Below are 14,541 nucleotides of genomic sequence, written 5' to 3' on the forward strand. Positions count from 1 at the left end.
GCGGCGGGGCTTTCTCGCTGTGCCCGGTCAATACGATGGAGACTTTGCTTACGCCATCGACCTGCGCCAATGCCGCTTCGGCCAGCGCTTTGGCTTCCTCATACGCTTTGGCCTGCGCGGGCGGGATTTCCATGACAAAACGCACCGCGCCCGCGTCGTCCACATTCAACGCGCGCATCACGCCGCTGGCCACAATATCGGTGCCCGTGGCCGGATCGGTCACGGTCTTCAAGGCGGTTAGAACCGCTTCTCTGCTGGCTGTCACGTCGTTTATGCCTCGCCCTTATCCGCGCCGGCAATGGTGCCGTCGATCTCATGCTCCAACCCAAGCTCGGGGATTGAGATCACAGCCTTGACCGGGAAAGTCTTACCGGCGGTGTCACCTTCGCGCATGGCCTTTTCGATGGCCTGCTGCGAGGTCACGCCGACCTGTTTGAGAAACTTACGCATCGACATGTTGAATTCTTCGCTCATGGGGGGCTCCTATTCTGAAAAGGCGGCCTAGTGGTCGCGCCGTTTGGAGAGGTAATCGTCGGTGGTCCGGGGGCGGGGGCGTTCGTTCCCCGTCATCGGGTTGTTGGTGCTGTGATACTGCGCATTGATCCGGCAGTCATCGCACATCTGGATCATCCGCAGTTTGGATTCATCTGCGAACATAGAATGACTACGCAGCTTGTCGGTGATTTTCTCTACGGTGGATTTCACGCCGAAGAGGCTGCCGCATTCGACGCAGGGAAAGGGTTCTTCTTCGTTTAGGATCCGCTGGCTTAGTGCCGCATCGGTCAGATCAAGCTGCGGCGCAAGGGTGATCGCGTCTTCAGGGCAGATATGTTCGCAAAGACCGCATTGCAGGCAAGCGTCCTCCTGAAAGCGCAGCTGCGGCAGGTCCGGGTTGTCGCCAAGCGCGCCCGACGGGCAGAGCGAGACACAGGACAGACACAGCGTGCAGGCGTCCTTATCTACCAAAACCGCGCCATAGGGCGCACCTTGGGGCAGGGGAAGCACCTCCGCGTCGGGCTGCAATGCGCGGGCCGCTTGCCGAGCGATCTGCCGGCGGCTGCCCATAGGACGCACCGGCTGGGTGACGGGGGCAGGGGCGGTGCCGTCATAGAGCAGGTCTGTCAGCGCCTCAGGATCGGGCGTGTCGATGAGTGTCATACGAGCCTCGCCCGCAATGGCGCGCGCAAGAGCAGTCTGAGTTTCAATCGCATCGCGGTCGGCTTTGGGGCCAAGCAGAAGTGAGACATGGGCGAAACCAGCGGCCAGCGCGGCCAACGCCTCGGCATGGCCGAAGGCCGCGAGTGCGGGCAGGTCCATCGGGATCACATCGGCAGGCAAGCCGCGACCGTGACGCGCAGCAAGACAGATCATCTCGGCGCCGTGGTCGTCATGCACCAACAGGCGGGGCGCATCGCCTCCGGCCTCAAGATAGGCGCGGGCAAGGGTCTGCACCCGGCGCATGGTAAAATCGACAGGCGGCGCGTCATAGCTGATCGCACCGGAAGGACAGGCCGATGAACACGCACCGCAGCCCGCGCAGATCATCGGGTCAACGGTCACATGATCACCGTCCGGTACAATCGCACCGGTGGGGCATAGATCAAGGCAGGCCGTACAGCCGGTCTGCCCCGCGCGACTGTGCGCACAAAGAAGCGGCTCGGTGCGCACATAAAGCGGCTGCTCGAAGGTGCCGACCAAGTGCGACGCGGCCAGCACGGCGGCGGCAACAGCAGGCGGATGCGCAGGATCGGCGCGCAGATAGCCTTCGCGCTTTTCATGGGCCGGGAACAGGGGTGTGTCGCCCCGCAGGTCGATGATCACGTCACATTGACTTTTCGCCCCGTCGCGCGGCTCGGTCCAGGTCAGCGGGCCACGGCCCCGCGGGTCAACTTGCCGCAACGCGTCGATCACGACTTCGAATTGGCCAAGTGCCCCTTTGGCGCGACGCAGCTTGCCGGAGATGAGATCAAAGTCGCGGACTTCGGGCAGATTGTCCTCAGCCTGCGTGACCGCGTCGTCCATCAGCAGCGTGACGCTAAGGTGGTCCTTGAGTTGCGCCGCTGCCTCAAGTGCTGCCGGTCCACGCCCAAGGATCAAACACAGCCCTTCGGAGGCGACGTCGATGGTTTTTTCTGCCGGGGCGTCTAAAAGCGCCTCTGTCGCTAGGGCGGACATTTTGGGCATTTTATCCCGGGGGTCATCGGACCATCCGGCCCGGTCGCGCAGGTCGAGGAGGGGGGCAGGGGGCAAACCTAATTCCTCCGCCAACTCGGTAAATATGCGCCCCTCTTGGGTGCAGCATAAAATCGCGTCGCCAGTGGTCAGTGCCTTGGCCGCGCGGTCGATCTGCGTGGTGCAAAGGGCCGAACAGGGCGGTGCGACGGTCAAACCGGTGCTTTCGGCCAGCGCATCAGAATCGATACGCTGCGACCCTGCGCAATCGCATGTTATCAATGTCTTGGCCATGAATTTTTCCTTGTTCCGCGCGCCAAACCGCCGCCCTCTTGGGCGCAGTTGAGGCCCCAAGCTAGACGGGATTTAGCACCGCCCACAACCGGAAACGGAAAGGCGAGAGCCATGGTCCACCAACGCAACACCGCCGTTTAAGCGTCAGGATCGGCATGGTGATTCGAAATGTGAAAAATTCTGATATTCCTAGGAAAATACTCAAGTTAGACAAAACGTCCGAAGCGTCATTGACGGCGCGGGGTCGCGGGTCATCTTGTCTGGAAAGTCGGGTTTTTAGAGACATCGCGCGGATTTATGCTTCCCCCCAGTGGGGGTTTGAGGTGAAGGTCATAGTAACGGAGGAGCCAGTTGATTAATAATCCGAAAATGTATCGGACGATGCCCTTGGGTATCGTACTGCAGCGCGTGCCGGGTGTGACCCGGTGGGCCAAGTGGAGCTGGAAAGCGACCGCTGTGCTGCCCGGTGCCGGGGATGCGGATTGGCGCGAGCTGCGCCGCGAGGGTGATATCGTCGAGTATCACGCCGCCACGCTTCAGATTGAATTACACGGTGCCGAGACGGAAGCCTATGTTCATGGGCTGGGGGCCGACGTGCCCTGCGTCTATGTGGTGATGCGCCCCATTCCCGGTGCGACCGAGCGGCCTTTCAAATTGGCGCTGGTCACCGCCTCTCCTTATGAGGCGCAGGATTATTGCGACAGCGCTGAAGAAGTGGTTGAGAAAATCGCGATGACGCCCGGTTTGCTGGCGTGGGTGCAAGAGTTCGTCGAAGAGTTCCACCAAGAAGAAGAGTTCGTGAAGCGGCGGCGTGATCGCCTGCGGACAGACTGCCACCAAGATGGCATCGGCGACCCGCGCATTGAGAAGCCGGCAGACATCTACGCCTCGCCGACGTTGAAACGAAAGCGTCTGGCATGAGCAACTTTTGGCAAAAACGCCGCGCCGCAGTGGCAGCAGAGGCTGAGGCCGAAGTGCGCGTCCAAGAGGCCCGCGTGGCCGAGGCCGAAGAGGCCACACTGGCCGAACGGAGCGATGACGACTTGCTGGCCGAGTTTGATCTGCCCGCACCCGAAGAACTGGTGAGCGGCGAACAGCTCCGCGCTTTCCTCAAGGCGCAGTTGCCGCAGCGCCTCAAGACCCGCGCGCTGCGCAGCTTCTGGCGGACCAATCCGGTGCTCGCCTGTCTTGACGGTTTGAATGATTACGACGACGATTACACAGCCGCGGCGACCGCTGGCAAGCCTGTGAACACGCTCTATCAAGTGGGCCGCGGCATGGTGGCAAAGATCGAAGAGGTACTGACCGCCGAAGGGGATACGCCCGAAGCGGCTGAGGAACACGCGCCCGAATTGGCACCAACCCATGATGTCGCTGTGCCAGCGCCTCGGCGCACCGAAACCGCATTGGCAGAGCGTGCGCCTTCTCAGGTGTACGCCGCGCCAGTAGAAAAAGAGGCCGAGCAATCCGCACCGACCCATCGCCGGATGCGTTTTCAATTCGCCGGCGATCCGGCCGCCGACATGGAAGGTAGCAGCGCATGAGCCAACTGGCCGCGACACCCCTGCCCGAAGAGGACCGCATGCGCGCGGACCTATACAACTTCATGGGGCTTATTCTTTCCGGTCCACCCGATCAGATGCTGCTTGATCAATGCGCTGCATTAAGCGGTGATGAATCTGACTTGGGGCAGGGGTTTGCTACTTTGTCAAAGCTGGCGTCCAAGACCAGACCGACCGGAGCAGAGAGCGAATTTAACCGGCTTTTTATCGGACTGGGCCGGGGCGAGTTGCTGCCCTATGCAAGCTTTTACCTCACCGGGTTCCTGAACGAAAAGCCGCTTGCTGCCCTGCGCCAAGACATGGTGGCACGTGGGCTTGAGCGGGCGCCAAATGTGTTTGAGCCTGAGGACAACATCGCCTCGCTTATGGAGATGATGGGCGCAATGATTGCGGGCCGTTTTTCGGCACCGGCCACGCTGACGCAGCAAAAGACATTCTTTAACCGGCATGTCGCCCCATGGGCCGGGCATTTCTTTGCCGACCTCGAAGGGGCTAAGAATTCGGTTTTCTACGCCCCTGTGGGCAAAATAGGCCGCGCCTTTATGCAGATCGAAGCTGAGGCGTTTCGCCTGAGCAAAGACAATTAAGACGTGACGAGACAGCTGGGGCGCCCCGCCCTTGAACAAAAGACGTAACAGGAGAGACAACATGACACGCAAGCCAGAGGGTTCCACCAACGCACCCGTTCGCAAGGACCGGCGCGATTTCCTGAAATTCGCGGGCACCGCTGCCCCATTGGCCGCCGTTGCCGTGGCCACCACCGGGTCAGAGGTCCAAGCGGCCCAAGCCCCTGACCTGTCGTCGGATCGCATCCAAGACACCGAACACACGCGCGCCTACTACGCCGCGGCTCGGTTCTAATCAGATACGAAGAGGCGCTGCCTCTTAAATTTGGCAGGGCGGGAAACGCCCGCCGTTCAATAGCCACCTCAGGCGGGGACCAGCCCGCGCACAGGGAGTGAAGATATGTTGAGGAAAAAGACCAATGGGGTCGCGCGGTCTGCGCAGCGGACAGGCATCATGTCCGATGTGGCACGCAGCGGTATGGACCGGCGTGCATTTCTGCGCGGATCAGGCCTTGCCATCGGTGGGCTGAGCGCCATCGCCGCAACCGCAGGCAGCGTGCAGCAGGCATCAGCCGCCACGGCAGCCGTCAGCGGTAAGATGGAAATCAAGAAATCCGTCTGCACCCATTGTTCGGTCGGCTGTACGGTCATTGCCGAAGTGTCCGACGGTGTTTGGCTGGGTCAAGAACCCGGCTGGGACAGCCCCTTCAACCTTGGTGCCCACTGTGCCAAAGGGGCCTCGGTGCGTGAGCACGCCCACGGCGAGCGCCGCCTGAAATACCCGATGAAGAAAGTCGGCGGCGAATGGCAGCGGATTTCCTGGGAGCAGGCGATCAACGAGATCGGCGACCAGATGACCACCATCCGTGACTCTTCCGGTCCGGATTCGGTCTACTGGCTCGGCTCGGCGAAACATTCCAACGAACAGGCCTATCTGTTCCGCAAGTTTGCCGCCTATTGGGGCACCAACAACGTCGACCACCAGGCGCGGATTTGCCACTCCACCACCGTGGCGGGCGTAGCAAACACATGGGGCTACGGCGCCATGACCAACAGCTATAACGACATCCACAAGTCCAAGGCGATCTTCATCATCGGTGGCAACCCCGCCGAGGCGCACCCGGTCTCGCTGCAGCACGTGTTGAAGGCGAAAGAAGAAAACAACGCGCCGCTGATCGTCTGCGACCCGCGTTTCACCCGCACCGCGGCCCATGCCGATGAATATGTACGCTTCCGACCGGGGTCGGACGTGGCACTGGTTTGGGGCATCCTCTACCACATCTTCGAGAACGGTTGGGAAGATCAGGAATTCATCCGCACCCGCGTTTGGGGCATGGATGAGATCCGCAAGGAAGTTGCCAACTGGACACCTGATGAAGTTGAGCGCGTCACCGGCGTGCCGGGCGAACAGCTTCAGCGCGTCGCGCGCACGCTGGCCAACCACCGTCCCGGCACCGTGATCTGGTGCATGGGTGGCACGCAGCACACCAATGGTAACAACAACACCCGCGCTTACTGCATCTTGCAGCTGGCCTTGGGCAACATGGGCACCGCCGGTGGCGGCACCAACATCTTCCGCGGCCATGACAACGTGCAAGGCGCGACCGATCTTGGCGTTCTCGCTGATACGCTGCCGGGCTACTACGGCCTGTCCGATGGCTCTTGGGCGCATTGGGCACGGGTCTGGGGTGAGGATCTGGAATGGATCCAAAGCCGTTTCGCCTCGTGGACCGATGGCGCGGGCGAAGAGCAGAAGATGATCAACCTTACCGGCATTCCGGTATCGCGTTGGATCGACGGTGTGCTGGAAGCCCGCGAAAACCTTGAGCAGCCCGACAACACCAAGGCGATGGTGCTCTGGGGCCACGCGCCGAACTCGCAGACACGTCAAAAAGAAATGAAGACGGCGATGGAAAAGCTCGACCTGCTGGTCGTGGTCGATCCTTACCCAACCGTTTCCGCCGTTCTGCACGACCGGACAGACAACACCTATCTGCTGCCGGCCTGTACCCAGTTCGAAACCTCTGGCTCTGTTACCGCCTCGAACCGGTCGCTCCAGTGGCGCGAAAAGGTTGTCGAGCCGCTGTTTGAAAGCCTGCCGGACCACACGATCCTTTATAAGTTCGCCAAGAAGTTCGGCTTTGAAGATCGCATGTTCCGCAACATCGAAGTGAACGGTGAAGAGCCGCTGGTCGAAGATCTGACACGCGAGTTCAACAAAGGCATGTGGACTATCGGCTATACCGGGCAGTCGCCCGAGCGGATGAAAATGCACATGCAGAACCAGCATACTTTCGACAAAACCACCCTGCGCGCCAATGGCGGCCCAGCAGATGGCGATACATATGGCCTGCCATGGCCCTGCTGGGGCACGCCCGAGATGAACCACCCCGGCACGGCGAACCTGTACGACATGTCGATGCCGGTGGCCGAAGGTGGTCTGACTTTCCGCGCCCGCTTCGGCGTCGAGCGTGACGGTGACAATCTACTGGCCGAAGGCGTCTATTCCAAAGGGTCCGAGATCAAGGACGGCTATCCCGAGTTCACGATGCAGATGCTGATGGATCTGGGCTGGGACGGCGATCTGACGGCGGAAGAACGGCAGAGCATCGAAGCTGTCGCAGGCTATCAAGCGCCTGAGAATGCGGACGATGGTCAAGAGGAAGTCGGCGAAACCTCGCAACAAGGCGAGATGGAGTCGGATTACGTGGCCCAAGTTGGCGGCATCAACTGGAAGACCGACCTTTCGGGCGGCATCCAGCGGGTGGCGATTGAGCATGGTTGCGCCCCCTTCGGCAACGCCAAGGCCCGTTGCGTGGTCTGGACCTTCCCCGATCCGGTGCCAAAACACCGCGAGCCGCTTTATTCGAACCGGCGTGATCTGGTGGCGGATTATCCGACCTATGAAGACAAGACCTTCTGGCGGGTGCCGACGCTTTATGCATCGATCCAAAAGAACGACTTTTCCGAAGAGTTCCCGATCATCCTCACCTCGGGCCGCTTGGTCGAATATGAGGGCGGCGGCGACGAGACCCGGTCGAACCCATGGCTGGCTGAGTTGCAGCAGAACATGTTCATCGAGATCAACACACGTGACGCCAACAATCTGGGCGTACGTGACGGGGCCGATGTCTGGGTCGAAGGTCCAGAGGGCGGCAAGATCAAGGTGATGGCCATGGTCACAGAACGGGTGGGCGAAGGCGTGGCCTTCATGCCCTTCCACTTCGGCGGTCATATGGAGGGTGTCAGCCTGCGGGACAAATACCCGGATGGCGCTGATCCGATCGTGCTGGGCGAAAGCACCAACACGGTTCAGACCTACGGCTACGATTCAGTCACACAAATGCAGGAGACGAAATGTACTCTCTGCAAGATTATGCCAGCGTAAGGAGACAAGAGAATGGCAAGAGCAAAGTTTCTCTGCGATGCCGAGCGCTGCATTGAATGCAACGCATGTGTAACGGCTTGTAAGAACGAACACGAAGTACCTTGGGGCATCAACCGCCGCCGCGTGGTGACCATTCAGGACGGCCAGCCGGGCGAACGCTCGATCTCTGTCGCCTGTATGCACTGCTCGGACGCGCCTTGTATGGCAGTCTGTCCGGTAGATTGTTTCTACCAGACAGATGACGGCATCGTCCTGCACTCCAAAGACCTCTGCATTGGTTGCGGTTACTGCTTCTACGCCTGCCCGTTTGGCGCGCCGCAGTATCCGCAGGCTGGCAACTTTGGGTCGCGCGGCAAGATGGACAAATGCACCTTCTGCGCCGGTGGCCCAGAAGAGAACCACAGCCAAGCTGAGTTCCAGAAGTACGGCCGCAATCGGATCGCAGAAGGCAAATTGCCGATCTGCGCCGAGATGTGCTCGACCAAGGCGCTTCTGGCGGGTGACGGTGACATGGTCTCCGACATCTACCGCGAGCGTGTTGTCGCACGCGGCTTTGGCTCCGGCGCTTGGGGCTGGGGCACGGCTTACGAGCAAAAGGGCCAGTAACGGCTTTCGGGGTGGCCCTGCCGGGGCCGCTCCTTTTCTCCATATCTGTCTAGCCGGGGGATTTCCCATGCTGCGCCACCTAATGGCTCTTTTCATTCTCGCGCTGGTCGCGCTGCCGCTTGGCGCCACGGCGCAGGACATCCGCCTGCCCGAAAACGCGACCCCTTCGGCCATTGACCGCAATAGCACCGGGGGGGCGCAGAACCTCGCGGATATTGAACGGCGTCAGAACGGCGCTGAGATCGACGATGGGTTCCGCCGCAACAACCTCGGTGGCGATGCATCTACCGTACCGGGGCTTGGGCCGCTTGGCGGCCGCTCGGACCCTGAGCTATGGCGGGGCATCCGCTATAACGAATTGCCGGTGCGCACCTCGACCTTGAACAAGACCGGCCGCGTGTTGGTTCAAGACAATGGTATGTGGTGGCTGAACTTCCGCGAAGGGCCGCTGGCGACCTATGGCATCTGGCTCTTGGCCGGGATGCTGATCCTGCTCGCCGTGTTCTACCTGCTGCGCGGGCGCATTCGCATCGAAGGCGGTAAGGTGGGCCGTACCGTCACGCGGTTCAAGGCGATCGAACGCTTTGCCCATTGGATGCTCGCAGGGTCTTTCATCTTGCTGGCTCTTACCGGGCTGGCCACGCTGTTTGGCCGCAAGGTTGTGATCCCTCTACTGGGACATGAGTTCAACTCGGTCCTGCTGACGGGGTCGAAGTTCATCCACAACAACGTGTCTTGGGCCTTTATGATCGCGCTGGTCATGGTCTTTGTCATGTGGGTCTATCACAACCTTCCTGATCGTACGGACTGGACTTGGATCAAGCAGGCTGGCGGTTTTATCGGCAACAACCACCCCCCCGCCAAGAAGTTCAACTTCGGCCAAAAGATCGTCTTCTGGGGCGTCATCCTTTTGGGCTTCTCGGTATCGCTGTCTGGCCTGTCACTGTTGTTTCCCTTCGAGGTTCAGCTCTTTGGTCATACCTTTGGGATCATCAACGACATTGGCATGGCCGAAGCGGCAGGTCTGGGCCCATTGCAGAGCGATCTAACGCCCCACGCAGAGATGCAATATGCACAACTATGGCATGCGATCATCGGCTTTTTGATGATGGCGTTGATCCTCGGCCACATCTATATCGGCACGCTCGGTATGGAAGGCGCTTATGACGCTATGGGCAGCGGCGAAGTGGATGAACGCTGGGCTGAACAGCACCACTCCATCTGGCTGGATGAGGTCAAGCACGACAATCGCCAGACCCCCGCTGAATGATGGGCAAGGTCGTACAGGTAAAAGGATTCGCGCAATGAAAGCCATGTTGGCAGGGTTTCTGGGCGTCGCAGTGATTGGCGTTGTGGCTTATTTCGGACTGCATGAGATAGGCTTTTCCTCGCAAGAGGTCTATTCGAGTGACAACGTCCGGGTGGACTGACACGCGAGTAGGCAACATATGGCAAGCGATGAATATGGCGGCACGCTGGAAGGCGCGTCGGTTCTGGTGATTGATGACGAACCCGGGATGCGTCATTTTCTCACCAAGATCCTTGAGCCGCGGGTCAAGCGCGTCGCACAGGCGGCGTCACCTGCAGAGGCGACCACGCTGTTGGATGAGGCGCATTTCGATGTGGTCGTCCTGGACAATGTCATGCCCGGCAAAACCGGTCTGGAATGGGTGGTCGAGCAGCGCCGCAAAGGGTTCTACGCCGACACGATCCTCATCACCGCCTATGCCGATCTGGAAACCGCCATTGCCGCGTTGCGGGCCGGGGTCAGTGATTTCGTGCTGAAACCTTTCCGAGCGAACCAAATCTTGGGCGCTGTCTCGCGCACGCTTGATCGCAAAAACCTGCGCCGTGAAAACACCTTGCTCAGGCGCGAGCTGCAGGGCGGATCTGCGGTCCAGATGCTTGGCAAATCCGAGGCATTGGCCAAGGTGCGCGGCATGCTGAACCGTCTCGCTCCTGTGCCGACCCCGGTGCTGTTCACAGGTGCCAGCGGCACAGGCAAAGAACTGGCGGCGCGACAATTGCACCAGATGTCAGACCGTGCCGACCATCCCTTCGTTGCTGTGAACTGCGCCGCAATCACCCAAGATCGGATCGTGCCCGAACTCTTTGGCGCGGTAGAAGGGAACGAAACTCTGCAACCGGGACTGTTCCTCTTGGCCGATGGCGGCACGCTGTTCCTTGATGAAGTGGCCCAAATGCCGGAGCCGTTGCAGGCCGCCCTTTTGCGGGTGCTCGAAGATCAGCGCATCCGGCCAGAGGGGGCCGAACGGGAAATTCCGCTGAACCTGCGCTTTCTCTTTGCCACCAATGCCGATCTGCCGAAGGCCGTCGAAGAGGGGCGTTTCCGCGCAGACCTTTATCACCGCATGAACGTGGTCGAGGTTGCGATGCCACCGCTGAAGGACCGTTCGGAGGATATCGTCGAACTGGCAGCGATGTTCATGCAGCAATTCTCGACCGCGCTTGGCATGCCCGCGCTTCGCTTGGACGCAGAAACGTTGCTAAAGCTGCGGCGCTACGACTGGCCCGGCAATGTCCGCGAGTTGCGAAACCTGATCGAACGCTCGGTCATCCTCGGCAGTCTGCCCGAAGCCTTTGCGGGCCACGGCACCGTGGATGGGCCGAGGGCGATTGAGGATCTCGAACTCGTAACGCAGCGCCACATGCTGCATATTCTTGACTTGTGCAAAGGCAACCGGGCAGAAGCTGCGCGGCGTTTGGGTGTGTCGCGCAAGACGGTTGATCGCAAACTGGCCGCTTGGGTGGCTGAGGGGCTCGATATCAGCGTAATCTGACGACTTAGGGAGCCGCGTTTCTCACTGATCTGTCCCCCGTTCGCTGGTTTTTCCCACTCAGGGCGGGATATAATTCTTTCCATCGGTAGATTTTTAGAACGATTTCCACAACCATCTCGTAGTCCCAGACACCATTCCATCTGAACCAATCCGGCCCGGCAAACGTTCCTGTTTTAGCGATGGTGTTGAAGCGGGCGGCCTCCGATGACATCTGATGCTCAAGCGTTACAGGAGTAAATTCAATGCTGAAACAGATTGTTGCCGCCACCGCCCTCGCCGCAGTATCCGGCACCGCAGCCTTTGCCCAAGACAATGACACGCTTCGCGTTGGCATGTCGGGCGGCTATTTCCCCTTCACTTTCGTTAAGCTGGATGAGCTGCAGGGCTTTGAAGTCGACGTGATGAACGCCGTCGGCGAAGAAACTGGCCTTGAAGTCGAATTCGAAACGATGGCCTTTTCGGGTCTGATCGGCGCGCTGGACGCTGGCCGCATCGACACGATCGCCAACCAGATCACCATCACGCCAGAGCGCGAAGAAAAGTTTGCCTTCACTGCTCCTTACGTCTTTGACGGTGCACAGGTTGTTACCAAGATTGGCAACGAAGAGATCGGCAGCGTCGAGGATTTGCGGGGCAAGACTGTCGCGGTGAACCTTGGCTCGAATTTCGAGCAACTACTGAATGGGTTGGATTTCGCAGACGAGATTGAGATCAAGACCTACGAATCCAACATCGCCCAAGACACAGCGCTAGGCCGAGTGGATGCATTTGTGATGGACCGGGTGTCCTCCGCACAGCTTATTCAGGAAAGCCCGCTGCCGTTGCAACTGGCTGGCAAACCCTTCTCTGAAATTCGCAACGCCTTGCCGTTCCAAAACAATGACGAAGGCCGTGCCTTGCGGGACCGTGTCGATACGGCGCTGGCCTCTCTGCGCGAAGACGGTACACTCGCCGAGATTTCGGACAAGTGGTTCGGAACTGATATCACGAAAGCGGAGTAACCCATGCGGGCGCTAGACCTCGACTATATGCTGGGGCTGGTGCCCGTTATCCTGGGCTATGTGCCGCTAACACTTTTTATGGCGGTGGCGGGGATGGTGTTCGCACTGATCCTCGCCTCACTACTGGCGGTCGAGCGCGTGGCAAAAGTGCCGGTGCTCGATTGGTTTGTGGTGCTGTTCATCAGTTTCTTTCGCGGCACGCCGCTGCTGGTGCAACTGTTTCTCTTTTACTTCGGCCTGCCGCAGGTGCTGTCGTTCCTCACCCAGATTGACGGGGTGACAGCGGCGATTATGGGGCTGACGCTGCATTTTTCGGCCTATATGGCCGAGAGTATTCGCGCAGCAATCATGGGGGTGGACCGCAGCCAGTGGGAGGCCGCGCAGTCGATCGGCATGACCCAAGGTCAGTTAATGTGGCGGATCATTCTGCCCCAAGCTGCACGGATCGCCGCACCGACCTTGGTGAACTACTTTATCGACATGATCAAAGGCACCTCGCTGGCGTTTACCCTTGGCGTGACCGAGATGATGGGCGCGGCACAGAAAGAAGCAGCGGGAAGTTTCCTTTACTTCGAAGCCTTCCTTGTCGTGGCGGTGATGTATTGGGTCATCGTCGAAGTCCTGAGCCAAGGTCAGAAGCGGCTTGAAACCTATCTCAACAAGGCGTTTGTACGATGATTGATATTACGGGTCTCACGAAACATTTCGGCGGCGCGCCTGTGCTGGACGGGATCGACCTGCAGATTGCTGATGGTGAACGCGTGGTTGTGATTGGCCCTTCAGGCACAGGTAAATCGACCTTGTTACGCTGCCTCAATTTTCTCGATGTGCCGCAGGCCGGGCAGATTACCGTTGGTGATGTGACTGTTAATGCTGCGAAAGCGCGCAAGGCAGATGTGCTGGCGCTGCGGCGGCGCACGGCGATGGTGTTCCAGAACTACGCGCTATTTGCTAATAAGACCGCGAAGCAAAACATCATGGAAGCGCTTGTAACGGTGCAAAAACGCTCAAAGGCTGAAGCCGAGGAGCGCGCACTGTCTGTGCTGGCCGAGACCGGGCTCGCCGATAAAGCTGACAGCTATCCGGCGGCGCTTTCGGGTGGGCAGCAGCAGCGGGTTGGCATTGGCCGGGCCATGGCGCTCGGGGCCGAGTTGATGCTGTTTGATGAGCCGACTTCGGCGCTTGACCCGGAATGGGTGGGCGAAGTTTTGGACCTGATGCGCGCGGTGGCTGAGCGCAAACAGACGATGTTGATCGTCACCCATGAGATGCAATTCGCCCGCGAGATCGCGGATCGGGTGATCTTCATGGATGGTGGCAAGATCGTGGAGAGCGGCCCACCGTCGCAGATATTTGGTACGCCGCAGGATCCACGTCTACAAAAATTCCTGAAACGTGTGGAAGGCTAGCAGCCTCCGAGCCTCTCGCAGAAGGATTATATCGCTTTTTCGGTTCTCAAGCGGTATGCTGCGGTGCAGAGAACCCATTGAAGGCTTGGTAAATGAACGCCCGAATTATCTGTGTGGCCCAGCAAAAGGGCGGGGCCGGTAAGACAACACTCGTTTCTAATTTGGCAATTGCCTATCTGGCGGAAGGCAAAAGCGTTGCGCTGCTAGATACCGACCCTCAAGGCAGTCTTGGCAAATGGCTTGATGTCCGTGAAGAGTTGCTGGGGGTAAACCCGAACCTCCGATTTGCGACTGCGACCGCCTATGGAATTTCCCGAGCGATCAGGTCGGTGAGCGGCGAGGTCGATGTCATTCTTGTCGACACGCCCCCGAAAGCGGACAGTGATGTGCGATGGGTCTTGCGTGAGTCTGACCTGGTGCTCGTGCCTGTCTCGGCGAGTCAGGCCGATGTCTGGGCAACCCACGATGTTCTTGATTTGGCGGAACGGGCGCAGAAGCCCACCCATATTGTGATGAACCGCACGCGTTCGGGCACCCGTGTCGGTGACGACGTTGCGCGATCCGTGGCCGAGCTTGGCGTCGGGCGACTGGACACATCTTTGGCAAATAGGGTGATCTACGCCGACGCGCTCGGGCGCGGTTTAGGAGCGGTAGAGGCCAAAAAATCCGGCCCCGCAGCGAATGAGGTTCGCGCACTTGCGCAAGAGGTCGCGGCCATTCTGGATTTTTAATCCGCCGCAGA

Annotated in this window: 16 protein-coding genes; 13 read left to right on the forward strand and 3 right to left on the reverse strand. The window is 59.6% G+C overall.

Annotation, left to right across the window (positions count from 1 at the left end; all coding sequences use genetic code 11):
* The 3 genes from WNY61_RS13930 to WNY61_RS13940 all read right to left on the reverse strand — a co-directional run.
* A partial coding sequence (locus WNY61_RS13930; RefSeq protein ID WP_342852020.1) for an iron-sulfur cluster assembly protein occupies positions 1-265 on the reverse strand: 265 nt, incomplete at its 3' end.
* A 5-nt stretch (positions 266-270) separates the two neighbouring features.
* Entirely contained in the window at positions 271-474 is a 204-nt protein-coding gene (locus WNY61_RS13935) for a DUF6494 family protein (protein ID WP_342852021.1), read from the reverse strand.
* Between the two features lie 27 nt (positions 475-501).
* Positions 502-2,466: a 4Fe-4S binding protein gene (locus tag WNY61_RS13940; protein ID WP_342852022.1), complete on the reverse strand. Its 1,965-nt coding sequence runs from the start codon at positions 2,464-2,466 to the stop codon at positions 502-504.
* Between the two features lie 381 nt (positions 2,467-2,847).
* Here WNY61_RS13940 and WNY61_RS13945 point away from each other — a divergent pair, with 381 nt between their 5' ends.
* The 13 genes from WNY61_RS13945 (at position 2,848) to parA (ending at position 14,530) form a co-directional block, all read left to right on the forward strand.
* Entirely contained in the window at positions 2,848-3,387 is a 540-nt protein-coding gene (locus tag WNY61_RS13945) for a DUF3305 domain-containing protein (protein WP_342852023.1), read from the forward strand.
* Positions 3,384-4,010 carry a DUF3306 domain-containing protein gene (locus tag WNY61_RS13950; RefSeq protein ID WP_342852024.1) on the forward strand — a complete coding sequence of 209 codons (627 nt, stop codon included), beginning with the start codon at positions 3,384-3,386 and terminating at the stop codon, positions 4,008-4,010. The genes WNY61_RS13945 and WNY61_RS13950 overlap by 4 nt, the downstream gene beginning before the upstream one ends.
* Positions 4,007-4,615 (forward strand): molecular chaperone TorD family protein, encoded by a 609-nt coding sequence (locus tag WNY61_RS13955; protein ID WP_342852025.1) that lies wholly within the window; start codon positions 4,007-4,009, stop codon positions 4,613-4,615. The genes WNY61_RS13950 and WNY61_RS13955 overlap by 4 nt, the downstream gene beginning before the upstream one ends.
* 61 nt (positions 4,616-4,676) lie before the next feature.
* On the forward strand, positions 4,677-4,889 hold the full coding sequence (locus tag WNY61_RS13960; RefSeq protein WP_342852026.1) for a twin-arginine translocation signal domain-containing protein: 213 nt from the start codon (positions 4,677-4,679) through the stop codon (positions 4,887-4,889).
* Between the two features lie 105 nt (positions 4,890-4,994).
* Complete coding sequence (locus tag WNY61_RS13965; protein WP_342852027.1) at positions 4,995-7,982, forward strand: formate dehydrogenase subunit alpha; 2,988 nt, start codon at positions 4,995-4,997, stop codon at positions 7,980-7,982.
* A gap of 12 nt (positions 7,983-7,994) precedes the next feature.
* Positions 7,995-8,588 (forward strand): formate dehydrogenase FDH3 subunit beta, encoded by a 594-nt coding sequence (fdh3B, locus tag WNY61_RS13970; protein WP_067266580.1) that lies wholly within the window; start codon positions 7,995-7,997, stop codon positions 8,586-8,588.
* A 67-nt stretch (positions 8,589-8,655) separates the two neighbouring features.
* The gene (locus WNY61_RS13975; protein WP_342852028.1) at positions 8,656-9,858 is read left to right on the forward strand and encodes a formate dehydrogenase subunit gamma; all 1,203 of its coding nucleotides are present in this window, start codon (positions 8,656-8,658) and stop codon (positions 9,856-9,858) included.
* Between the two features lie 34 nt (positions 9,859-9,892).
* Entirely contained in the window at positions 9,893-10,018 is a 126-nt protein-coding gene (locus tag WNY61_RS13980) for a hypothetical protein (RefSeq protein ID WP_007121121.1), read from the forward strand.
* 18 nt (positions 10,019-10,036) lie between these two features.
* A complete protein-coding gene (locus tag WNY61_RS13985) occupies positions 10,037-11,389 on the forward strand; it encodes a sigma-54 dependent transcriptional regulator (protein WP_342852029.1) in 1,353 nt (450 codons plus the stop codon).
* 242 nt (positions 11,390-11,631) lie between these two features.
* Positions 11,632-12,390: an amino acid ABC transporter substrate-binding protein gene (locus WNY61_RS13990; protein ID WP_342852030.1), complete on the forward strand. Its 759-nt coding sequence runs from the start codon at positions 11,632-11,634 to the stop codon at positions 12,388-12,390.
* A 3-nt stretch (positions 12,391-12,393) separates the two neighbouring features.
* Positions 12,394-13,068: an amino acid ABC transporter permease gene (locus WNY61_RS13995; RefSeq protein ID WP_342852031.1), complete on the forward strand. Its 675-nt coding sequence runs from the start codon at positions 12,394-12,396 to the stop codon at positions 13,066-13,068.
* On the forward strand, positions 13,065-13,799 hold the full coding sequence (locus WNY61_RS14000) for an amino acid ABC transporter ATP-binding protein (RefSeq protein ID WP_342852032.1): 735 nt from the start codon (positions 13,065-13,067) through the stop codon (positions 13,797-13,799). The genes WNY61_RS13995 and WNY61_RS14000 overlap by 4 nt, the downstream gene beginning before the upstream one ends.
* 92 nt (positions 13,800-13,891) lie before the next feature.
* Positions 13,892-14,530: a ParA family partition ATPase gene (gene parA, locus WNY61_RS14005; protein WP_342852033.1), complete on the forward strand. Its 639-nt coding sequence runs from the start codon at positions 13,892-13,894 to the stop codon at positions 14,528-14,530.
* Positions 14,531-14,541 lie beyond the last annotated feature (11 nt).

The organism is Sulfitobacter sp. AS92 (genome assembly GCF_038900015.1).
Taxonomy (GTDB): Bacteria; Pseudomonadota; Alphaproteobacteria; order Rhodobacterales; family Rhodobacteraceae; genus Sulfitobacter.